19 protein-coding genes are annotated in these 22,487 nt (G+C 50.8%); 5 read left to right on the forward strand and 14 right to left on the reverse strand.

Annotation, left to right across the window (positions count from 1 at the left end):
* The first annotated feature begins 43 nt into the window (after positions 1–43).
* On the forward strand, positions 44–1,408 hold the full coding sequence (locus BLQ88_RS28480) for an agmatine deiminase family protein (protein ID WP_090156418.1): 1,365 nt from the start codon (positions 44–46) through the stop codon (positions 1,406–1,408).
* Positions 1,409–2,525: 1,117 nt separating this feature from the next.
* Positions 2,526–2,657 carry a hypothetical protein gene (locus tag BLQ88_RS37410; RefSeq protein WP_262485718.1) on the forward strand — a complete coding sequence of 44 codons (132 nt, stop codon included), beginning with the start codon at positions 2,526–2,528 and terminating at the stop codon, positions 2,655–2,657.
* A 352-nt stretch (positions 2,658–3,009) separates the two neighbouring features.
* Here BLQ88_RS37410 and BLQ88_RS36885 read toward each other — a convergent pair whose 3' ends face one another.
* The 4 genes from BLQ88_RS36885 to BLQ88_RS28505 form a co-directional block, all read right to left on the reverse strand.
* Positions 3,010–3,165 (reverse strand): hypothetical protein, encoded by a 156-nt coding sequence (locus tag BLQ88_RS36885; protein WP_176885139.1) that lies wholly within the window; start codon positions 3,163–3,165, stop codon positions 3,010–3,012.
* Positions 3,155–3,616: a glycosyltransferase family 2 protein gene (locus tag BLQ88_RS28495; protein WP_176885140.1), complete on the reverse strand. Its 462-nt coding sequence runs from the start codon at positions 3,614–3,616 to the stop codon at positions 3,155–3,157. Before BLQ88_RS28495 ends, BLQ88_RS36885 begins: the two co-directional genes overlap by 11 nt.
* A gap of 221 nt (positions 3,617–3,837) precedes the next feature.
* Entirely contained in the window at positions 3,838–4,272 is a 435-nt protein-coding gene (locus BLQ88_RS28500) for a hypothetical protein (protein WP_090156422.1), read from the reverse strand.
* 138 nt (positions 4,273–4,410) lie between these two features.
* Positions 4,411–5,904, reverse strand: coding sequence for a M57 family metalloprotease (locus BLQ88_RS28505; RefSeq protein WP_090156423.1), 1,494 nt, complete (start codon positions 5,902–5,904; stop codon positions 4,411–4,413).
* 397 nt (positions 5,905–6,301) lie between these two features.
* On the opposite strand from BLQ88_RS28505, the gene BLQ88_RS28510 reads away from it, so the two are divergent.
* Positions 6,302–6,700, forward strand: coding sequence for a VOC family protein (locus tag BLQ88_RS28510; protein ID WP_090156424.1), 399 nt, complete (start codon positions 6,302–6,304; stop codon positions 6,698–6,700).
* A 232-nt stretch (positions 6,701–6,932) separates the two neighbouring features.
* On the opposite strand, the gene BLQ88_RS28515 is transcribed toward BLQ88_RS28510, so the two are convergent.
* The 4 genes from BLQ88_RS28515 to BLQ88_RS28530 all read right to left on the reverse strand — a co-directional run bounded on the left by BLQ88_RS28515 (position 6,933) and on the right by BLQ88_RS28530 (position 11,480).
* Entirely contained in the window at positions 6,933–7,625 is a 693-nt protein-coding gene (locus BLQ88_RS28515) for a hypothetical protein (RefSeq protein WP_143016952.1), read from the reverse strand.
* An 81-nt stretch (positions 7,626–7,706) separates the two neighbouring features.
* On the reverse strand, positions 7,707–8,147 hold the full coding sequence (locus BLQ88_RS28520; protein ID WP_090156426.1) for a GNAT family N-acetyltransferase: 441 nt from the start codon (positions 8,145–8,147) through the stop codon (positions 7,707–7,709).
* A gap of 362 nt (positions 8,148–8,509) precedes the next feature.
* A complete protein-coding gene (locus tag BLQ88_RS28525; RefSeq protein ID WP_090156427.1) occupies positions 8,510–11,149 on the reverse strand; it encodes an ABC transporter permease in 2,640 nt (879 codons plus the stop codon).
* Position 11,150: 1 nt separating this feature from the next.
* Positions 11,151–11,480 (reverse strand): PadR family transcriptional regulator, encoded by a 330-nt coding sequence (locus BLQ88_RS28530; RefSeq protein ID WP_090156428.1) that lies wholly within the window; start codon positions 11,478–11,480, stop codon positions 11,151–11,153.
* 482 nt (positions 11,481–11,962) lie between these two features.
* On the opposite strand from BLQ88_RS28530, the gene BLQ88_RS28535 reads away from it, so the two are divergent.
* Complete coding sequence (locus BLQ88_RS28535) at positions 11,963–13,120, forward strand: zinc-dependent alcohol dehydrogenase (RefSeq protein ID WP_090156429.1); 1,158 nt, start codon at positions 11,963–11,965, stop codon at positions 13,118–13,120.
* 5 nt (positions 13,121–13,125) lie between these two features.
* Positions 13,126–13,605, forward strand: coding sequence for a hypothetical protein (locus BLQ88_RS28540; RefSeq protein WP_090156430.1), 480 nt, complete (start codon positions 13,126–13,128; stop codon positions 13,603–13,605).
* Between the two features lie 60 nt (positions 13,606–13,665).
* On the opposite strand, the gene BLQ88_RS28545 is transcribed toward BLQ88_RS28540, so the two are convergent.
* From BLQ88_RS28545 to BLQ88_RS28565, 6 genes are all read right to left on the reverse strand, one after another.
* On the reverse strand, positions 13,666–14,082 hold the full coding sequence (locus BLQ88_RS28545) for a response regulator (RefSeq protein ID WP_090156431.1): 417 nt from the start codon (positions 14,080–14,082) through the stop codon (positions 13,666–13,668).
* 33 nt (positions 14,083–14,115) lie between these two features.
* The gene (locus BLQ88_RS28550) at positions 14,116–19,341 is read right to left on the reverse strand and encodes a PAS domain S-box protein (RefSeq protein ID WP_090156432.1); all 5,226 of its coding nucleotides are present in this window, start codon (positions 19,339–19,341) and stop codon (positions 14,116–14,118) included.
* Positions 19,342–19,382: 41 nt separating this feature from the next.
* Positions 19,383–20,414 (reverse strand): chemotaxis protein CheB, encoded by a 1,032-nt coding sequence (locus BLQ88_RS28555; RefSeq protein WP_090156433.1) that lies wholly within the window; start codon positions 20,412–20,414, stop codon positions 19,383–19,385.
* A 161-nt stretch (positions 20,415–20,575) separates the two neighbouring features.
* Positions 20,576–20,698 carry a hypothetical protein gene (locus BLQ88_RS37415; RefSeq protein WP_262485719.1) on the reverse strand — a complete coding sequence of 41 codons (123 nt, stop codon included), beginning with the start codon at positions 20,696–20,698 and terminating at the stop codon, positions 20,576–20,578.
* Positions 20,699–20,800: 102 nt separating this feature from the next.
* On the reverse strand, positions 20,801–21,517 hold the full coding sequence (locus BLQ88_RS28560; RefSeq protein ID WP_090156434.1) for a DsbA family protein: 717 nt from the start codon (positions 21,515–21,517) through the stop codon (positions 20,801–20,803).
* Positions 21,507–22,469: a manganese catalase family protein gene (locus tag BLQ88_RS28565; protein ID WP_090156435.1), complete on the reverse strand. Its 963-nt coding sequence runs from the start codon at positions 22,467–22,469 to the stop codon at positions 21,507–21,509. The genes BLQ88_RS28560 and BLQ88_RS28565 overlap by 11 nt, the downstream gene beginning before the upstream one ends.
* Between the last annotated feature and the right edge of the window lie 18 nt (positions 22,470–22,487).

Here is a 22,487-nt window from a genome sequence, read left to right on the forward strand (position 1 = left end):
CCCGACTAAAAAGAAGGTTTAACACAACTAATCTATCAATGCCATGAAAAATAACTTTACCAGGCTGGTGCTATGCATTGCCGTGTGCCTTTCCGCATCCGAATTCTTGTTATCGTGTGTCAAAGACCACGTCGTGACACCGGGTGTCGGAACACCGGGGGTCGAACAAATCCGCGTGCCGGCTGAGTGGGAAGAACAAGAGTCGGTGTGGATGGCCTGGCCTACTTACGACAACAAGCATGACTGGTCCGCCCAGGCGGCATATGCTCAGATTATCAAGGGTTTGGTCGGTGCCTCAAATGTCGATCTGTGCGTGCCCGATGAGGCAACCGCGGCCGAAGCCAAGGCTTACCTCGGAAGCAACGGGGTGCCGCAGTCGGCATTGGCCGACAAGATCCGGTTTCATGTAACGGAATACGCCGACATCTGGCTCCGGGACACGGGGCCCATTTTCATCGAGAAAAACGGGCACACCGAAACCGTGGATTTCAAATTTGACGGCTGGGGCTGGGGGCTATCGTTTATTCAGGATCAGGCATATCACGATGGAATCTTATTGGACGAAACGCTCGACAAGCAGATTTCACAGAAGGTCAATGTGCCGTTCACTTCTTCCGAGCTGATTATGGAGGGCGGGGCGCTGGAGTTCAACGGAAAAGGGACAGTGCTTGTCTCGGAAGATGTGGTATTTCAGCGCAACCCTACCTGGACCAAATCGCAGGTGGAAGCCGAATTCAGCAGGGTTTTGGGGACTAAAAAGGTGATCTGGCTCAAAGGTTACCTGGGCAACGATGCCCATCCGGTGATCAACGCGCCATTTGCGGTGCCTTTTGGAAATACGACACAAAACGTTTACACGCTGCTGACTACGAACGGTCACACCGATGAATTCGTCCGGTTCATCAATTCCAGCACGGTACTGCTTGCCGAGCCGCCGTCAGAGCAGGAAGCAGCTCATAACCCGGTCGCCGCGCAGAGCCGCAAGGCCATTCTTGAAACAAGGCAGATACTGACCAGTTCCACCGATCAGGACGGCAGCCCGATCACCATTATCGACTTTCCGGAAGTAAAGCCCTTGTACGTAGACCTGGACGGAAGCGATGAGATGTTTATCCTCATGAGTACGCTCAATTTTGCCTCGGTTGGGAAGCAGAACATCGACGAGAATGGCAGCTTCAAAGGCGTACTGGCCGCGAGTTACCTGAATTGCCTGGTGATCAATGGGGTAGTGCTGGTCGCGCAATACGCGGGATTGTCCGCTGATATGGCCACCCACGATTCGGAAGCCATTCAGAAGCTCCAACAGGCATTCCCAGGCAAGACCGTGATCGGGATTGACGTGCGATCGATCAATGTAGGCGGAGGCGGCATTCACTGCATTACGCGCCAAATGCCCAGGATTCAGTAGAGCGGTAACGTTTAAAAGGTTTGGGCACGTCGGAGCATTTAAATTATTTACCTCAGGGGTCTTCATTGGCGGCCTTCCGACGGAGAATCTCGGTCGGTAAATGAGATAGCTGCCGATTTTGCCTGCCTGGTGATAATTTTTATCGATCAGGGCCACTGCCGCAGGACTATATCGATCGGCACTATGAAGTGGCATGGTCACAATCAAGCTGTAATAGCCGCGCTCTAAAAGCTGCAAGTAAGGCCTTTCTTTCCAGCCTCCTGCCATTGTCAGAAAGCTAAGGGTCGCTGGTTCGGCCTCAATAGTGCGGCCCGCTTTCGTAATGGCCAGCATATTGTCGGACAACACGGGTCCCGGTGTCGCCTTAATCAATGCTACGAGTTGTGCCTCTTCCTTTAATTGGCGGCTAAAATCCTCCGTGACTATTGAAATTATCCAACGACTGGGAACGAATAAAAGCATGGCCAGTGCTAAAAGGACAAACGGACGGCTTTTTGTGGGCCTGCAATGCATACGCCAGGTGGCCAGCAAACGAAACAAAAAGAGTGTGGTAAGCAGGCAAAGCGACAAATTCAACGCAAGAAAGAAATTGTAAATCGACCCCATCTTGCCGATAGATATCGCGAGCAGGCCGGCAAAGAATGCATTGATGCTGCCTATCACGATCGTCCGGCCGTAGGTATTGCCCGATTTTAAAGAAGCAAAATACCTCCAATCCATGCGGCGAATGCCGTTTCTGTTGTACAAAGCCATTAATGCAGCTGCGGAAAGTATAAGTTTCAGCGTGATGTTCAGCCGCAGGTGACTCGCGAATTGGGCAAATACGATGTTCCAGGAAAACGGGTTGAGGTTGTAGTTGAGAATGTTTTTCAGAAAGCCGCCGTCTGTCAACCAGTAACAAATGGAAAGTCCGGCAAGGCCAAGCAATACCGCAAAGCCGTATACCCGGGCCGTAGTTTTGGGGTATGCAAAAAAACCAAAAGCTGCACAGGCAAAGGGTGCGCTAAGGAGCGTTTGCTTCGCGAAAACAGCCAGGACAAACAGGATAGCCGCACAATACTGTCCCGACTCGCTTTTGCCTGAGCTAATATACACGGCCAGGCCGCCATACATCAGCATGAGCCCGAGCATATCTACCCGCATGAGACTCGCCCAGCCAATCACGCTTCCCGTGGTAAACACCATTGCCGCTCCCAAAGCACCGATCGCCCGGCGCCACATTCTTGGGTATGATCTCGGGATGCCCTGAAAAGCCAGCAATCCAATTAATGCGGCCAGCCCCAGCGTGCTCACCAGGGAAACGCTCCTGCCAGCGAGCAGCAAATCACCGGTTGCGAAACCGACTATTTTTGAAATAATCAGGTATAGCGGCGGATAAGGGAAAATGACATAGGGAAGTCCGTCGAGCGGCTTATAGGCGATTGCCAGGTTGGTGATTTGCTGCGACATCCAAAGCGTATGCCCCTCGCCATAATCCCGCAGCACGTCTATGCGCAGTAGGCGGAGTTGGATGGCCAGAAATAAAACACCTATGAGCAGCGAAGCACCAATGAGGCATAGGCAAATAATTGATCGGGGATCACTTAGAGAGAACTTTTTCATTACAAAAGGATTTTTGCTGCGAGCATTCTTGCCCTGCTGATGGCCTGGTCCATGTCATAATACCGGTATTCGCCGAGCCGTCCGCAAATAAGGGTGTTTGGTTCCTGCGTTGCAAGCCGCGCATATCGCTCGAACAGCGCCCGGTTAAGGGACATTGGCATCCGGGCAATCCACCCTGAATGCCAGGAGCAACATCAGTCGCAGCGTTTTGGTGACGATAATGCGTTTCCAGCCATCATCCCGGCTTGTTCTGATTCCGGAAACCACCAATGCCTGGTTGCGAAGCTGCCAGAAAGCCTGGAAATAGCGGAGATCGCATTGCCAGTCCGAATCGATTTGAAAAACAAAACGCGCGCCTAGCTCGCCCGCGCGGTGATATCCTTCCAGGCATGTTTGTCCATGCCCCCGGTTCGGTCGGCTGATGATCATCATTCGCTGCCCATATTGAGCTTGCAACTGATATAAAATGGCCAGCGAGTTGTCCCGCGAACCGTCGTCGATAGCCAGTATAACAAAATTCGGGGACCATTTTTCCAGCGCCGGTATCCATTCAAGGATCACTTTCTGAATAGAATCCTGTTCGTTGTAAACCGGAATTACCACCACAAGTTCTGGCGGAATTGGATGATGCCCACCGGTAGTCAAATCAGCAGTCTTTAAAATTAATTCAGTATAGGATCGTGAACGTAGTTGATATCAGCTATTGCTATTCTATGATCAGGCGCGGTAAACCCCGTCGTGTTCTACCGTGCAAACCAGCAAAAGACAGTAAAAAGGGAAGTATCCACTGGGACACTTCCCTTTTTACTGTCTTTTGCGTGTGGGAGTTAGAGCGGAGCGTAAACCGTTGAAAAAGTGCTCCCGTAAACGACTGCGCCATCGTCCGTGATGGCATAAGCACGGTAGGAATACCGGAATACCCCTGACAATTCCGGCTCATCAGCCAGCAAAATGAACTGAGTAAGTGTTGTCGATTGCGCTACCGGGCTTGAAAACGGCTTTTTGACATCATTCACAGTTGGTTCGGAGCTGTCATTCTCGGGCGAAGCACGCAGCACAACTCCATACTCGGTGACAGGCCGGTTGCCGAGCTCTGTAAAACTCACCTTGTAATATCGGTGAGGCACCTGTTCGTCCGGATCGTCGCTGTATCGTAGCGTAACGATTGTGGGGGCAATTTTGTCTGGGGTGACGTGGTCTGTGCAGGCCGATAACAATAGCAGCAACAGGAATGGAGACAGCAGGGAGATTTTGATTTTCATAGAGACAGTTTAAATAATGCGACTAAAAATAGATGCGCTCGATTGATAGGAGAATTTTTTGTGCATCAAGCGTAGCCAACCCGCTTGTGAAGCGTGGCTAACTACGCCGGAAGCGTTTTTATGAGCGATGCATTTACATTAAACATCCCACTGGCTGATCTTTAAAAGGTTGTTAGTCACAACCGGGCCACGGGGTTCTTCGAATGCGGTGATGTTTGTGCCGCCTCCCGGAAGCTGCGTCCACAGGTTGCCCTGCCAGCGGTGGATCGAGTAACCTCCCGACGGCATCGGCGTGCGGCCGATGATATAGAAATACGAATCCGGGCCGGAGGCGATATCATAAGCAAGGCCCGGAATCTGGACGAAATTATGTCCGTTAAATGTAAAAATCTGGCCTACGTTATTGACAATCATGGCATCTCCGCCAGGCAAAACGGTGATACGTACTGCTCCGCCCGGTTTTAAGGCCCAGCTACCGTTCTCCCATTTGTAAATTGTATAGCCGCCTGAGACGGGAGTTTTGCCGATAATCCAGGCCTCGCCGCCTTTACCAACCCCGATATCAGTTGCCTGTCCAAGATAGGGCTGCCACGCCCCACTTTCCAGGCGTTTGAAAATTTTACCTTCATTATTGACAATCCATGGGGCTTTGTCGGCCCCGCCGGCGGCAATCCTTACGCCACCGCCTGGTACCTGTTTCCAAACCTTGTAGGTCACATCATAATAGTGGACCGAATAGCCGCCGGAAACAGGAGTGTTGCCTATCGCCCAAAGTTTCCCACCATAAGCAGCGGCCACATCCCGTGCTTCACCCGGCATTTGCTTCCAGCCGCTGCTTGGATATAGGTAGTCGGCTGCACGTCGGTCGTCGATAGTGAAACCTTCCCAATTCATGTAATAGGGCTGCATGACTGATTTTGGATCGAGCCGGTTGGTACCATTAATTTGGCTTGGAACCCATTCATTGGTTGTGCCGGTGTGCGAGAGGCCTATCATGTGGCCAAGCGCATGGACGAGCACACCTTTTTTCTGGTTGGCTGACAGGTAATTGGCCGATGGATTTGTTGTCAGGTTTTTGTCAAAGTATCCTTCGTAGGTAGGCATCGGCTCGCGGACTTTCCAGGTAATATCTCCGTTTGCCTTCCGGGAAAAATCCATGGTGATATGCGAACCTGTGGTCACGATCTTGAACTGGATTTTTCCTCCAAGAGCATTCCATTCCTTCACCGCTTCGGAGAGCGCAATCCGCCATTCCGAGGTGTGGTCGGGGACTATATCGATCTTGATTTGTCTGGCAACATCATCGCGAAGCAGAAACGGGCCCCGTCGTTGCGCTGTTTTAGAAACGTTCAGACGGTTTGCAGCGTCCTTTTTCGAAACGATGATTTCGTTGTGAATAATAAACTCCTCACTGGTCGAATCGTATTGCACTTCCTTTGGTGATGTCCCGGTTTCAGAGGCTAAAAATGCTTTCAGGCTTTCAACGGGAAAAACGGCCGACTGCTCGTTTGTCACAGGCGGCGCTACAAGTTCCTGAGGCTCCTTACATCCCTGCGTGGCCGCTGCAATGGTTAGCAACAACACCGACCCATACTTCATTTGAATAAAAAACTGTTTGATTGCTGTTTTCATGACTTGACAATTAGATAATTTGAATCTTAGTAAATGATTGGAAATGGAAGCAACTGGTACCGGTCATTCCTCAAAACCGGGGGCAAAACTAGGCCGGCGTCCCCCTTTCCATATATTTAAATCTTCTAAGACGCATCAGAAACCGACTGAGCCGTGGTCAAACAGCCCACCAACCGTTCACTCAAGTCTTCATTGATAGCGCTTAAATGGAAACCGGGAACCAATTGCCCGGGAATTTTCTCAAAGAAAACCGGCCGAGATGCTTGCACGCTGGCCATGATGCTGATGATGGTCCTGCTGGGGTTTATTATATGGTGTATTTTTTTTCAGCTACTGACATACGGCTGTCAAGCGGTGGGTATTTCTTTGGGAATTCAAAAACTGAACGACTCCCCTTATGACATTTGTTTCGACCCGTATCATCACCGCCAACGTAGGCGCCCTTGTCGATTTTTATGAGCAGATTACCGGTTACTCTGCTGTCCGTTACACGGACGATTTTGCAGAACTTCGCACACCATTGGCCGTACTTGCGATAGGAAGCACGCGGACTCTGCAGTTGTTTGGTGGCGATAGCGTCGCTTCACCTGCCACAAACCGTTCGCTGATTCTTGAATTTCGCGTCGATGATGTGGATTCGCATTTCAAACGACTTGCGGGCTACCTTGGGCAAGCGCTTGTGCAGGAACCGACCACAATGCCATGGGGCAACCGGTCGCTGCTTTTTCGCGATCCTGATGGCAACCTAGTTAATTTCTTCACCCCTGTCACTCCGGAAGCGACAGAACGTCAGTAAACGGTTCAAACGGATGACGGTCGCTATCCAGAGGTAGGTGAGAACTTGTACCGGCTAAGAATGATCGATTTAGACGGACCTTTTCGTACAGCAGGATCAGAAGCGTTACAAATGGGGGCGGGCGTGGAGAATTTGTTTATCCTAACCCGGTGTATGAGGTATTAAATTTAGGAATACCTGATTGCTGGGCATTGCCGTTCAGGCTATGTCATCGACTGTATTCCTCGCTAGACTACGATTCTTTCCGGCTCCACACGGATAGAGGGCCTAATTCCATCGTGCTGGCGGGCATTATTGCATGTAATAAATCATCACGCATGTATCCGACGACGGACGCCTTGCCGGCAAAGATCCGCGCTGCCGAAAGGCATATTAACCAATAATCGTCCTGCATGCCTTCCGGATAGAAAAAGTTTGTCAGCCCGACGACCTCGTTGCTTCTGGTTAGCACACATCCGCCTGTAATCTTATCGCCCTTTTTCACCGCGATAATTCGTACTGCCGGATGGGACAGAACCTTGTAATTGAATTTTGACACTGTAGGCTTATCGCTAATCGCTTCCTCCCAATCTTTCAGAGTGCCCACCGACCTGACGATCTCATAACGTGAACGCCTCAGTTTGATCGACTTGGCCACAAACCATTTGCCGCCAAACAGTTTCTCATATTTTGACGCGGGAAGTTGAAGCGTATCGAAACTGTCTTTGAGCGAAGCTTTACCCTGGATTTTTTTGGCTATCGACTCCACCAGATGCCAATTGCAACTGGCTTTAAGTGTAACGATGTTTGGATAATACATCGGCACATCCGCAACAGAATACCATGCCTGATCTTTAAAGACTCCTAGGGCGCCATTAGCCTGACAGACAATGCTACACCATTTCGCATTGTTGATGGCAGCCCGCCTGATTAATCCGGCACGCAAAGCCGATCGTTTTGACAACATGCTTCTCACCTGAATCTTTTTATTTTTTTACTAATGCTTGCCTTCAACCGGGCCACTGTTTCAAATTACTTTCAGATGCAGTATGGGAAAAGGTTTTCCGCTGGGGTCAAGCGCAGAACGGCCGGAGAGCTGAAAGCCGAGTTTAACATAAAACTTCAAAGCTTGCATATTATGCTCATTGACATCCACTTCACAGGCTTGCAGATCCTGAATCGCAAACCTACATAGCGCTTTACCAATGCCTTTTCCAAAATCTTCCGGCCTAACAAAGAGCATTTCAATCTTACGGTCCACAACTCCGACAAACCCGGCAAGTCCGCCGGAATCGTGACGAATGCCAAATAACATCAACGTGGGTAAATATTCTTTGATAATTAATGGTTTGTAAAACCGAATATCGGCTTCTGAAAGGAAATAGTGAGTAGCGCGCACGGAGTCTTCCCAAACAGAGGTGACGTCGGTGAAGTCTTCGTGCGATAAGGGGCAAATCTGGAATTGCATGATTAAACTTGGTGTTGAAACAGCTTCCTACTTAGTTTTGATAAAACGAACGTTGCTTGCCTTAACCTCAGATGAATAAGTTTGCAAAAACATGCAGAACAACAAAGCAAAAACAGGCGATTACAATTGCATTCGCATTGATTGAGTAAATGAGAAAGCGTTTTGGGACTGCAAATTGACAATCTTACTTCGCAGCTGCGAGCGAAAAGTAGTTGTATCGTAACTTTTTCAACCTGAACATTCACTTTTGCTGTATCAACTGATAAAGAATAATTTGTGTTGGGCAAAGATCTGGGCTTATGATGAACATAGATTACGAGGTATTCTCAACCACATATCGAGCGCAAACTTCTTAATGCCTACTATTCGGATCGCAGCGTTTTGATCGGGTTAGCCAACGAAGCTTTGATGCTGCGGAACCCGACGGTAAAAAATGCAACAAGCATGGTAATCATGATGGCCAGTACGAAAATCCCGGGGCCAGGTTCGATATGGTACGCAAAATCGCGGAGCCAATTGTTCGTAAACCACCATCCTAGCGGTGAAGCTACCAGAAATGCGATTAGTAACAGTTGCAAAAATTCTTTTCCAAAAAGCCACAGGACATCCGAAGTTTTCGCGCCCAGCACTTTTCGAACACCTATTTCCTTGGTCTTTTGATTAGCCATGAAGGAAACCAGACCGTATAACCCAAGACATCCAACGAAGATAGCCACCGCAGCAAATGCCTGAAAAAGGCGCAGCAGCACATTGTCGAGTTTGTAGAGCCGCTCGACGTCTTCGTCCATAAACCGGTAGGTGAAAATGGATGACGGGTAAATTTTCGCCCACTCGGTTTCCAGTCTGGCAATGGTCGATGACATGTTGGATAGATTGATTTTTAGCCCGCAACTGCCGTAAGCCTCGCCACGAGTAGTCATGCAAAGGGGTTCGATGGCCGTGCGCAGAGACCGGAAGTGGAAGTCTTTTACCACGCCGACAACGGTACCCCGCCGGCCGTTGATGGTTGCTGCTTTGCCGATGGCGTCATCCATTGTTTTTAACCCCAGTGCTTTAATGGCCGTTTCGTTGAGCAAGTACTCGCGTATCGTATCGGACGGATTTAGGTTGCGGCCAGCAAGCACAGGTATTTTAAACATCGGTACATATTGGTCATCCGCGGCTTTGATGGAAATCATGAATTGCTCGTGTTCGGGACGGCTATCGAACTGCATATTGCTGCGGCCAATTGCGTCGGATGCGGGCGGGGTATCGAAAAATGTGACATTTTCGATGTCTACAAGCCTGTTTAATTCGCTTTTTAATGAAGTGATTTTAGACGTTTGATTGTCAGGCACCGGCAGAATTACTATTGCATTTTTTTCAAAACCCAAATTGGCCTGCTGCGAATAGCGTAGTTGGTTTGTCATCACCAGCGTTCCTATGATCAGTAGCTGGGAGATTGCAAACTGGCCTACAACCAACCCTTTACGGAGCGAAAACCCATGAGGCGAGCTTTGCGTAAGTTTGCCTTTTAAGGCTACCACCGGTTGGAAGCGGGCAAGTATCAAGCCCGGATACGCGCCAGAGCAGAATACGACGACCACTAGCAAAGTGACCAGGAATGCAAGCAGGTGAATATCCTTAAATGGGTTAATGGATAGGTTAATTTCAAAAAGCTGGTTTACCATCGGGACAGAAAGATAGGCCAATCCGACTGCAACTACCAGGGCACCCGTTGCGATCACCGCCGTTTCGGTCATGAATTGCCAGAACAATGCGCCGCGTTGACTGCCCAGCGCCTTACGAACGCCTATTTCCCGCGAGCGGGCTACTGCCTGCGCCGTAGCGAGGTTCACGAAGTTGACACAGGCGGTTAGCACGAGAAAAAAGCCAATCCAGGCAAAGGTGTACAGATTTTTCTTATCCGTTTTGCCGCGCAATTCCATATTGAAATGCACATCGGCCAGCTGTTGGAGCTTGAAGCGGAAGTATTTTGAAGCTTCTTTGTCATAGTGCCTATTGGAAATTGCGGGAAAAACAGTCGTATTGACCGACGCGGCCGAAATACCTGGTTTCAGCCGGACGAAGCACTGCATTTCCTTATTCACACTCATCCACCAGTCTTTTTCGACCATCCACGGGCTATGGCGTTGCAGGTTGCCGAACGGCACAAATATCTGTGAACGGAAGTCGGTGTTATCGGGGAGATTGGCAAGCACACCGGTAACCCGCACCATGAGCGAATCGTCGATCCGGAGCGTCTGACCGACAGCATCTGAGTCTCCAAAGTATTTTCTGGCAAGTTGCTCGGTGATCAGTGCTGCGTTTTGTCCCTGCAATGCGTGCGAGGCGCTACCTTCAATGAGCGGAAAGTTGAAAATAGAGAAGAACTCCGGATCGGCGAATGCAATATCTTCTTCAAACCGGTTACCGGATGGCAGAGATACTACCCGTTTAGGCAAATATGCGATGCGTCCGACTGTTTCTGCAACCGCATATTCGGAGCGGAATGCCTGACCCATCGGATTCGGAACGCCAGTGTTATAGGCGATCTTTTCGCCATGGAGTTCGGAGTAGATGCGGAAGATCCGGTCTTTGCCGGTGTGAAAATCCTCGAAGCTCAGGTGGTATTTTACCAAAGAAAAAATAAGCACTGCACATGCAATGCCCATGGTGAGGCTCACGGCGTTGATGGCCGTGTAGGATTTTTGGCGGTTTAATTTTCTGAATGCGACTTTAATATAATTACTAAGCATGGCTATGGGATTGGGTGTAGAAGAATCGGCAAGGTAGAGGCTTGGTTGCACCTTCTCAGGCGCGCGCCGCCAGAGCCTGGGATGTATCAGCAGGACGATGTCCAGCATGTAAAACAGTTGCGCGGCAAGGAGCCCAAACCGCCTGATTCGTTTTTGAAACAGCTCATAAAGATCGCCCAGAATCTCTTCTTGCAAATCGCTTGCGGCAATGCGCCCGATGAGCCGTTCGGCCCAGCGTGGCGGTTGGAAGGTTTTGGGTTTCATATCAGTGCCCGAATGCTGTTTCTGAGATGCCCTCCCAAAGCATATTACGGATGCGCCTTGCCTCACGCAGGGCTAGCTCGCCTTCACAGGTGACTGTAAACAGACGCTTGCTCCGCCCGCCCCGCTCGGCAGATGCTTCCCCGAACCTGGAAACCACCAGCTTCTTCTCTTCCAGGCGTTGCAGTGTCCTGTGCACGACACCCAGGCTCATGGGGCGTCCCAAGTGCTCGTCGAGCGCTTCCAGAACCCCTACGCTGTAAGCATTATCGTATAACAATGCTACTGTCAGCAGCACCACTTCTTCAAATTCGCCCAATTGGGTACCTTTCATATGCGCACGGATCAGACCAGAAATAATATCTTTTCACTTTGCATAGCAAATGGCGAGCCAGAGATCCAAATATGCCTTGATTGCCTAGTAATGAGATTTTTAAACCAATAGGTGGCGTAAGGGGCGTTCGTTTTTGAGTGGAGTACTGTTCAAAACTGAACATACGATGGTCAGTAGGTTGCCAGGTACATGGCACTGCGTGCGACACTAATGTAAATCATATGGTAAGCGCTCAACCAGCCTGTTAGAAGACAAGCTTCTGGCATGGTTTTTAACAATGCTTGCGAAACCCGTGAAAATAGGGGAAAAGTTGCTCAAAATACTAGATAAGCGGTGTGGGCAACGCATCCTAACCCGCGATGATAGCGGTAAAATTTGAAAGACCATTGGGGTGCAACGGGTAGATCATGAAGGTCATTGTTAACCATGCTTTATAAAATTCGCTGTCGTGTTTTCTTCATCAACATTCTAAAACTGAACATATGTTAGCAATGAATTACCGGGGCCCGTACCGGATACGGGCCGATTACAATAAACCTTTGCCGCAGATCGAGCATTCAGGCGATGCCATTGTAAGGGTTACCCGATCCTGCATTTGCGGCTCCGACCTGCATTTGTATCATGGAATGGTGCCTGACACCCGCGTGGGGACAACATTTGGCCACGAGTTTATCGGAGTGGTGGAAGAGATCGGCTCGGATGTAAGAAACCTTAAGGTCGGAGATAACGTGCTTGTCCCGTTCAATGTATCTTGTGGAAAATGTGTTTTCTGCGAACAGGAACTTTTTGGAAACTGCCATGAATCCAACCCCGAAGCCACTGCTGTGGGCGGCATATTTGGCTACTCGCATACCGCCGGGGGATACGATGGCGGACAGGCCGAATATGTACGGGTTCCCTATGCGGACGTAGGCCCGATCCTGATCCCGGAAGGAATGGACCATGACGACGCGGTACTGCTCACCGATGTGGTTCCGACAGGATATCAGGCAGCCGAAATGGCCGGGATCAAACCGGGCGATACGGTGGTAGTTTTCGGCGCTGGGCCGATTGGGATCATGGCAGCCAAATGCGCCTGGCTTTTTGGTGCCGGACGCGTGATCGTGATCGATCATATCGAATACCGCCTGGATTTTGTGAAGCAGTATGCGCAATGTGAAGCCTACAATTTTCGGTCGCTGGAAGATCCTGTGCTCTTTATCAAGAAAACCACCGACTGGATCGGGGCCGATGTGTGCATTGACGCTGTCGGCTGCGAGGCGGCGGGAAGCGCTTTTCATACCATTACCGGCCGGAAACTCATGTTGCAGGCTGGCGCAGCAACTGCACTCCATTGGGCGATCAATGCCGTGAAAAAGGGTGGGGTCGTGTCGATAGTAGGTGTGTATGGGCCAACAGGGAATATTATCCCCATTGGGAATGTGGTCAATAAAGGCATTACTATCAGGGCTAACCAGGCGTCTGTCAAACGGCTTCTCCCGAGGTTGATTGAGCATGTCCGGGCAGGCCGCATTGACCCCAAAGGGATCATAACCCACCGCGTTCCGCTGGAAGAAGTTTCGGATGCGTACCATATTTTTTCGGGCAAGCTTGATAATTGTATTAAAACAATCCTGATCCCGCCATCAGCCAGAAAATAAACATTATGAAAAAGACACTTGAAGATTACAGTCACATCAATGGTTGGGGGATAGACCAGGACCCTCTCGATGTTCCGGCCTATCCTATGAAGCGCCGGACCGAAAACGACAATAAGGGTATGATCTGGGAAAGGCCGGCACAGCAGCCCGAGCGTGTTGAAATTTTGCATTCCAATGAGCGCCCGGGCGTATCAGCCGTTTTCGGATCTCCCAACCCGCCAAGCGGACTGAGTGGTAAGCTCCGCCGTTTTGCTTTTAAGTACAGCGAGTCGCATGTGATGCATTGGATCGCCCTGCTCGTTGCCGACCGCATCAACATGTTCGAAGGGGTTGCCGAGGATTTCAAATCTGGCCATATTCCGGATGTGTTTTCGGAAATGGGTGGTCGGGCGGAAATAAAGCACAATGCAAAAGGCTTAGCAAAAAAGGCATTCATAGGACTTGCCGCAGTTACGCTGGTAGTTGCATTACTCAGGCGTAGGTAAATACGCAACGTTATGCGTATTCAAACTGGCATTCTTGTAGGCTTCGTACATATCCCGACTTTATCCCGGGAAATTACCGCCTGTTTCACATATTTGGGTCATTTCTTTTTGTATTTCAGGCAAGCTGATTGGCTTTAAAAGAAATGCAAATGCCCCTAATCGCTCGGATTCTTCACGGTATTCTGCCTGGTCGCGATTGGTCATCATAATCACGTTGATTTGCTGCCAGCCGGGCTGTTGTTTAATCGCAGCCAAGGTTTGAAACCCGTCCATGTGCGGCATATCTACGTCAAGCAAGATCGCTGCCGGGAGTTCAGTCGCGGTCGGCGAGGTTGAATGGATTGCGTTGACCAGGTCGGCCCCATTGGCAAAAAACCGGATACGGTGCTGGGGCAGAAAAATGTTAAATACCTGGCCGACCAGGTACTGGTAATCTGCGTCATCATCCACCAGGTAAACTAAGCAAGATCCACTCATACGCCTATCGGTAAGTTTATATTAAAACGAGCGCTATTTGATATTCGTGAAGCGTATCACAAAGATTGTTCCTTTTGCTGTTTCACTTTCGACCTGCAGTTCGCCGCCGAGCATTTTACATAACTGAGCGACGATCGACAGACCAATGCCTTCGCTGCCGGGCATTCTGATTGGGTTTGCCTGTAAATCGGTGTCTTTGCTGTTCTGGTGGGTGAGACGGGCAATTTGCTGGTCTGAAAGGCCCGGTCCTGTGTCGGCAACACTCAGTTGCCAGCCATCACCGCCATCCAAAGATTGCCAACTGACTGTCACGCCTCCCGAGCTGGTATATTTCAGCGCGTTGAGCATCAGGTTTTGGGCGATTCGCCGGATCTGGACCGGGTCACTATCGATTTCAAGTGTACCCGGGCCGTTGCTCCTGAGCCATAACTTACGTTCAGTCGCAAAAGCCTCGGTTCCATCAATAAGTCCTTGTAAAAGCTCGGCCACATCAAATCTGCTGATCCGGATTACCTCTTGCCCCGATTCCAGTCTGGCGTAGTCGAGTAAGCTGCTCATCAAGTGGGTCATCTGTCCGATGTTGCGCTGGATCATCTGGATCAGCACATTGCTGTCCGATTCCTTTCCCGCCATTCCCAGAAGCTGCGTGGCAGAGGCTATCACCCCGACCTGGCCTCTGAGATCATGGGATGCGGACCTTAGCAATTCCCCGCGCTCCTTCAATGCATTGCGAAGTTGTTCCAGGTTTTCTGCGCTTTGGCTGGACTTTTCCAGTTCTGCCAGCCAGACTTGCTGTTGCGACTGGGCTTCTTTGAGCTCGGTGATATCCAGTCCTGTCAGTACCACACCGTCGTCCTGTCTGCTGACCGAGACACCTAACCACCGCTCTTGGCCCATATGGTTTATTAGCTTCTCGTCATACCTGGCTTGGTGCGATAAATATACATCTCGTAGAAAATCTAATGTATCACCTCCCCATAGCAGTGGCTCAAACTCTCTGGAATGGCTCCCGAGCAGCTCGCTAAGCGAGTGGCCTAAGAAGACGGATAGTTTTTGGTTGCCTACGGCCAACATGAAATCATTGATTTGATCCGGCGCTTGCTTGCTGTGCACGGCTTTTAACAAACCGATGAAAGCCGGAGACGCGTCCAGCACTGCTTGCAGATTTTCGGCAAGCTGACGTATTTGCACCTGGGCATTTTGCATGTCTGTGATGTCGCGGGCTATTGCGAGCACCGTCTGAACGGAGTCGTCCACACCACGTTCGGGCACCATCCGCGAGTAAAAGGCGGATTCGCCATCTGGCGTGGGGAAAGTATTATAGTGCTCCTGCGGCTGGCCGGTGCGGAAAACCTTTTGCAAACTAGCCATATAGGGGCCTGCAATGTCGTCGGGCTGGCCCATCTGCACATTGTTTTTGCCCAGCAGGTCTTCGAGCTGCTGCCCGGTCTTGATCACAAAGGCGTGATTGGCGAAAATGAGCCTGAGCTCACTGTCCCAGCGCGTGATCACATCCGGTGTGTTTTCGACCAGCGTTCTAAGCTGGGCTTCGCTTTGCCTGAGCTGCTCCTGGGCAAGGATATGGTCGGTAATGTCCCAATCGATACCCAGCATTTTTTTAGATATTTGATCCTGTGAGGGTAGGGGAGCGCCTTTCACTTTCAGGTATTTTACCGTATCCTGACTGTGGATACGCAGTACCTGCTCGAATGTGTGCTCGCCATTTTTGAGCCAATCTGTAAACTCTTGGGCAATAGCCAGATCAGCTGATATTGTCGTCTGAAGGTATATATCCGGATGTACCTGCTTACCTGTCGGCAAGCCAAAAAGATGGTACATTCCTTCCGACCAGCTGAAATGGCCAGTCACCCGGTCATACTCCCAGCTACCGGTGCGCGCCATGGATTCGGTCTGTTGCTGCAAGGTCAGGGTTTTAAGGGCCTGCTCATGTTCAGCACGCTTGCGCATGGTGATATCCCGGGCAATCGTGGAGACCCCGATGGGCCTACCGTTCCCATCTTTAACTGGCGACATCACCACTTCCAGGTGCATTTCGCGCCCGTCTTTGTTAACGCGGATCGTATCAAATATTTCAACGCGCTGTGAATGCTTGATTTTGTCTGTGTCACTGAGCACACGGGCCAGGTCTTCGGGAAGCGTAAGCATGGTTAATGGTTTTCCCACTGCCTGGGCAGCCGAATAACCATACAAATCTTCGGCAGCCTTGTTCCAGCTGGTGATGACACCTTCAAAGTTTACGGTCATAATCGAGTCTTGCGATGATTCGACAATGGCGGCCAGGAATGAGCGCGCTTCTTCTGCCGCACGGCGCTCGGTCAAATCCCGCATGATCTTAACTAATCCCAGAAGTTTTCCGCTGGAATCCTTTAAAGGCGACATCGAGCCGGAACCCCAAAACCGGCTGCCGTCCTTGCGCAGGTGCCAGCGCTCATTTTCAGCATGCCCATTTTCGCGTGCCGTCTTTTCTTCCAGGGCTGGCTGGCCGGTATCACGGTCTTCGGGCGTGAAAAGAATGTCACCTGGCTGCCCCATAATTTCAGCCTCCGAAAAGCCGGTCATGGCCTGCGCGCCAGGGCTCCAACTAGTCACCTGTCTTTTAAGGTCAAGGGTAAGGATAGCGTAGTCCTTAGCGCTTTCAAATACAAGGCGCATCCGCTCCTCGGATTGTCTCACGGCCTCTTCTGCCGCTTTACGCCGTGTAATATCAACAAATGTGAGAACGATGCCATTGATACGATCTTCCGCTGTCCGGTAGGGAAGAATACGCGTGAGAAAGACGCGATGGTCATGCGTTTGTACTTCCCGCTCGACGGGTAAGAGGCTTTCCAGCACTTTGCGCGCGTCTTCTTGCAGCCCGGTATAATCCAGCGAGTTGGTTATATCGCTCAGAGGCCGGCCGCTATCCGAGGGGATCAGGTTGAAAATTGATCTTGCCGCAGGGGTAAACAAATTTACGCGAAGGCTCCGGTCCAAAAACAAGGTCGCCAGATCCGTGGAGTTAATCAGGTTCTGAAAGTTATTGCTGGTCATGGAAATTTCTTCCACTTTGACCTTCAACTCCTGATTAACCGTTGTCAGCTCCTCGTTGATCGACTGCAACTCTTCCTTGCTGGTTTCGAGCTCTTCGGCAGCCGAACGAAGCTCTTCGTTCATTGCTTGCAGTTCCTCGTTGGAGGCTTTCAGCTCTTCTGCCTGCGTTTCGTGCTGCTCTACCGATGAACGGAGTTGGCCCCTGACATGCATCAGTTCTGCTTCCAGCTGCTGGGCCATCGGCTCTTCGGAGGTGAGTAAACTTTTTACGGACCCGTCCGGCTCATCGGTCGGTTCGAAAAGGATTACAATAAGGCCTTGCGCGGGGTTACTGCGCGACTGATTTCCCGGTTCTATCACCGGGCGGACATGCAGGTTTATGATTTCGGTTTTGTCTTCGATCTGGACCCTTAAATTCCGGGCTTCCACATTTGTTTGCCTTTGCACAGCCTGATACAATGCAGTCCGCAATTCCAGGCGCAATTCAGGCCTGACCAGTTTCAAAAGGTTTTTGGAAGGTTCTCCGAAGATATGTACAAACCTGCCTGCCTTTCCGGACAGGTGCAGGATATCATATTCTTCGTTGACGATGATCGATGGCGGGGCGTACTGCTCGATCAATTGGTGGTGCAAATCCCCAAAATTAACCCGTTCGCTCAGGTTGCGGCTTTCGCCGCTGGAAACTACCGCCGGCTCGTGCCGCTTTTCAGGAATGGCCAGCGGCACGTTTTCCGGGACCGGGTAGGGGCGTATGGCAACTGGCCGGCTTTGGTAGATATGATGTTCCCGGCTGATGTTGGCAAATAGGTCGCCTGCGCTGTCGGTGGTTTCAGAAAGGCCCAGCATCAGATAGCCGCCAGGTTTTAATGCAAAGTGGAAAGTCTCCATCACCCTCTCCTGTGCGGCCTGGTTCAGGTAAATTAAAAGATTCCGGCAGGTGACCAGGTCAAGGCGCGAGAACGGTGGGTCTTTAAGCACGTTCTGGTGGGCAAACAATATCATTTCGCGTATCTCCTGACGCACGCGGTAATCATCCCCTTCCAGGACAAAGAAACGTTGCAGCCGTTCGGTAGATATATCGGCGGCATCGTTGATGGTATACCTGCCTTCGCGCGCTGTGACGATGGCCGATTCATCAATGTCGGTGGCGAAGATCTGCACTTTTGGGGCATCTATTACGCCGAAGGTCAGCTCAGCCATCAGCATGGCGATCGAGTAGGCTTCTTCTCCTGTTGCGCAGGCAGTTACCCAGATCCGGACCGATTCGCCAGCTGCCCGCTCGCGGATCAGGCGCGGCAAAATATCTTCTTCAAGAGCTGAAAATACTTTCCCATCACGGAAAAAATTGGTGACAGAAATCAGCAGGTCTTTTAATAACGCCCTGCTTTCTTCGGGGTTCTCCCGCAGGTAGGCCGCATATGCAGGTAGGCCGTCCAGGTTTCTGACACTGATCCTGCGTTCAAGCCTTCGCATAAGCGTTGGCCTTTTGTAATTGGAAAAATCATGTCCTGTGCGCAGGCGCAGGTGGGTGAAGATTTCGCGCAGGGCTTGCTGCTGATCTTCGGGGCGCATGCGTGCCTCTGTGGGAATGGAAACCGTTTGAAGACTGTCACGGTATTCCCGCAATCGGGCCGGGATCTCAGCTGCCACAAGGATGCCGTCTACCAGATCGGTAGCGATTGTATGGCGGGGCATTTCATTGTATAGCGCCTCCTTTGGGCTTTGAACAAAAATGGCCCCTCCGTTTTCCTTGACCCGCTTGACACCCATCGATCCGTTCGCGCCGGTACCGGAAAGTATGACTGCGATCGCATGCGGGCCGTGCGACTCTGCCAGGGTCCGAAAGAAAATGTCAACCGGTGCCCTGCGGTCCTCAACCTTTTTATTATCTGAAACAAGAATCGTTCCGTCCAGCATCCGCAAATGCTGGTTGGGTGATACCACGTAAATGTGATCCGGCTGAATCGAAATGTCTTCTTCGACTTTGATGACCGGTATTTGCGCTACCTGCCGTAAGATACTAGTGAGTTGACTATCGTAATCCGGCGACAGATGCAGGATCACCACATAGGCCATTCCGGATTCAGGAAATACCTGCTCAAAAAAGGCCTGCAGCGCTTCCACCCCGCCGGCCGATGCGCCGATACCGACCACTACCATTGGGTTGGTAGCTGGCGCATTCGCTTCGTTTTTTGCCTTTTTACTCACTTCCTTTCAGGATTTAGTTTTCGATCAGGCGCCGCCATCACTTACTCGGGCAACTGATCTTCGTTTTGTACCGGTTCGAATGAAGCCTGCAATGTCGCAGCTTGACGGATCAGCGCCGCTCGCCCTGTGGTGTGCTCGGCCTGCTGAAAATATACTGCGGCCAGGCGAGCATGGTTTGCTTCCGCAAAATGATCTCCTAACTGATTGAGCAGCAAGATCGTCTCATCCAGGCCGCGCAGGGTTCCATAAATGTCTTCTTCTACCTTTTCAGTTAATGCGCTTAACAGTGATCCTGATGAGTAAGCGTGACCTGTATGACAACGGAAACGGGTGATATCCCCGTCCCTGATCAAGGTAAGCACGCCGTGGCACTCCGGGCAGGCATAAGGGCTCAACTGTCCGTATTTTGTGATATCTACTTCGACCGGATCCACCTCTGTCGCCATGCGAATTTCGGCCTTCGTTTTTTCTTTTTCCTTCATTGCTACCTGTTTTTTTTCACCGACTGACTCAGAGGCAAGACCAACTAGCGTTTGTGCGATCTCTATTAAGGGAGTAATGTGATCGGTTGTTACCTGCCTGATTGCACTTTCAGGCATCGACGGCACTTCGGCATCGGCTGGGTCCTGAACCAAAGCCAGTCCGCCCAGATATTTTACTGTCCAAAGACCTGCGGTACCGTCATCGAGCGCGCCGGAAAGGATTACCCCGATCACACGGTTGCCATAAATGTAAGCGGCCGAGCGGAAAAGGGGATCGACCGCTGGCCGGAACCGGTTTTCCTTCGGACCATGCGTTACCCTTATTATACCGTCTTCCAGGATCATATGGTGATCGGGCGGGGCGACATAGATCCGGTTCATGGTAATGCGCTCGCCGTCGAAGGCGTGTGCGGCAGGGATACCGCATACCTTGTTCAACGCCTGGGGTAATACGCCCCTTACATAAGGGGACATATGCCAAACTATAAAAATAGCCGCGTCCAAGTCTGCCGGAAGGTCTGTGGCGATCTTTTTAAGCGCGTCGAAGCCGCCCATGGAAGCCCCTATAACAATGATGTTTCGTTTCTCCATGATCGGTTACCTAGTATAAGCCCATTGCTATTGATACCTTCCGGCAGTTGGCCAGGTAAATTCAGTAAACGGGTGCTTAAAATTGTTGGTGGATTGTGCTAAAAAACCAAGCCAAGGTAGCTCTTTGCAATCAAGCTATGCTTCGGGCTAGTTAGTATCGGTCAACTGTGGTTGCCTATCAGGTCTGCTCCGGCTTCCAGGACTGCTTCCTTTGCAGGCGCGCTGTCGCCGGGAGCCTGCACGTTACGCAAGGTGAGCGCCGGACAGGTGAAGGGACCGGGCATCAAAAAAAGGCAAGTAGTTCGACCGCTACTCAGGCAGGGACAAAAAAGGCAAATGCTCTGTAAATGCTTTTGCCCTTTTTACGAAAAACATCGAAAACCTTTTTAGCGCGCTGCGGATGCAGCAGTAAATGACCGAGCAACATGAATGAAGGCCTGCTCCAAAACATCGAATGGCCGGTAGCCAGTTAAAATCAACCCTTGTCCCTTTATAGTCATCGTTACCGTCGGGAAACGCCCGATTTTATGATAGCGCACTTTTTCCAGGTCAGCCTTTAAAGCCTGTATCCCAGCCTGGTTATTGAAGTCGTTAATAAACGTTTCGCAGGAGAAGAGATTGGGATATTTTTCTGATAACCTTGCGGCGATCTGGATCAGCACTTCCCGTTTTGAGATGTTCAAAGCATCTTTCATTACTGCTTCTTGTGCTACATAAAGGTACAAGTGCCCTGCCCGTTCTGATTGCAACCCCGCCGATTTGACGGCAAGGCAAGCAGGGTAGGAGGATGACGGTGCGTCGCGGGTCCACACCTGCTCATCGATCTGGGCGCCCGTCATCTCTGCCACATGCATCCACAAAGGGCCCATTTGGGCCGGCCGGTCAATGGAGTTGAACGGGTCATTGAACGTTTCCCAATCCGGGATCATCCCTCCCATACATAGCTGGAATCTGACGCTGTCGCCATAGCTCTGGAGAAATCGGTGCCATATTGGTTGGAAAGCCCAACTCCAACAACACAGTGGATCGGTATAAAAAACAATGTCAACCCGATCCCCGTGCTGCGGAGCAAAGTTTTCTATAGTCGGCTCATCAATATTCATCCTCAATCTTTCCGCCACTTTTGGTGTAAGTGCTCCATTGCATGTCAATTTCGCTGGTGGCAGCAGCAATCTCTTCGCTGCGCTGCCTGCCAAGCTGCGCGTTGAGCTGGCTCACCTCCTGCGGTGTGCGTGAGGCACCGGTCGGTGAGGCCTCGCTTAGACCATTGGTATCAAGCACATGCTGTAAAGGGTCTTCAATGAACTGCCAGGCCTCGCCAAGCTGCGTGCTGGTCCCGTCATTCCATGGCCCGCGCGCATCCGCACCGCTGGACATGTTGAAGTACAGGTTGCTAAACCGTGGGTCGCCTTGCAGCACGCCAGGTGGGAAATTGGGCTGGATAGTAGCCAGCGCAGCTTCAAACATCTGGTAATGGGCAACCTCCCTTGTCATCAGAAAGCGTAGTGTTTCTTTCACCGCTTCGTCGTCGGTGAATTTCATCAGGTATTCATAGACAATCTTCGCCCGCGATTCAGCAGCAATATTTGACCGAAGATCAACGGTTAAATCACCATTGGCATTTACATAGGCGGCCGTCCAGGGAATACCGTTGCTGTCAGTCAGCATCGGACCGCCGCCGGAAAGCACCCCAAAATGCGGGTTGACAATGGCTTCATGGATAAACTCTTCCTTGGCCGCTTTCCCGTCGAGCAGTTTCATGATCTCGGATTCATCTGCCGTATCTTTGAGCTCTCCGTTGACGCCGCTGAGCAGCATCTGGATTGTCGCGCCGACAATTTCCAAGTGGCTGAATTCCTCGGTGGCGATATCCATCAGCAGATCGTACTTATCAGGGTACGGATAGCGGCAACTGAACGCCTGTACAAAATATTGCATGGCAGCTTTCAGCTCCCCGTTGCTACCTCCAAATTGTTCCAGTAGCAATCGGGCGAATTTCGGATCGGGCCGCGAGACCCTGGCATTGAATTGCAATTCCTTTACATGGTGAAACATAATGATCAGTTTTAGAAG

The organism is Dyadobacter soli (genome assembly GCF_900101885.1).
Lineage (GTDB): Bacteria > Bacteroidota > Bacteroidia > Cytophagales > Spirosomataceae > Dyadobacter > Dyadobacter soli.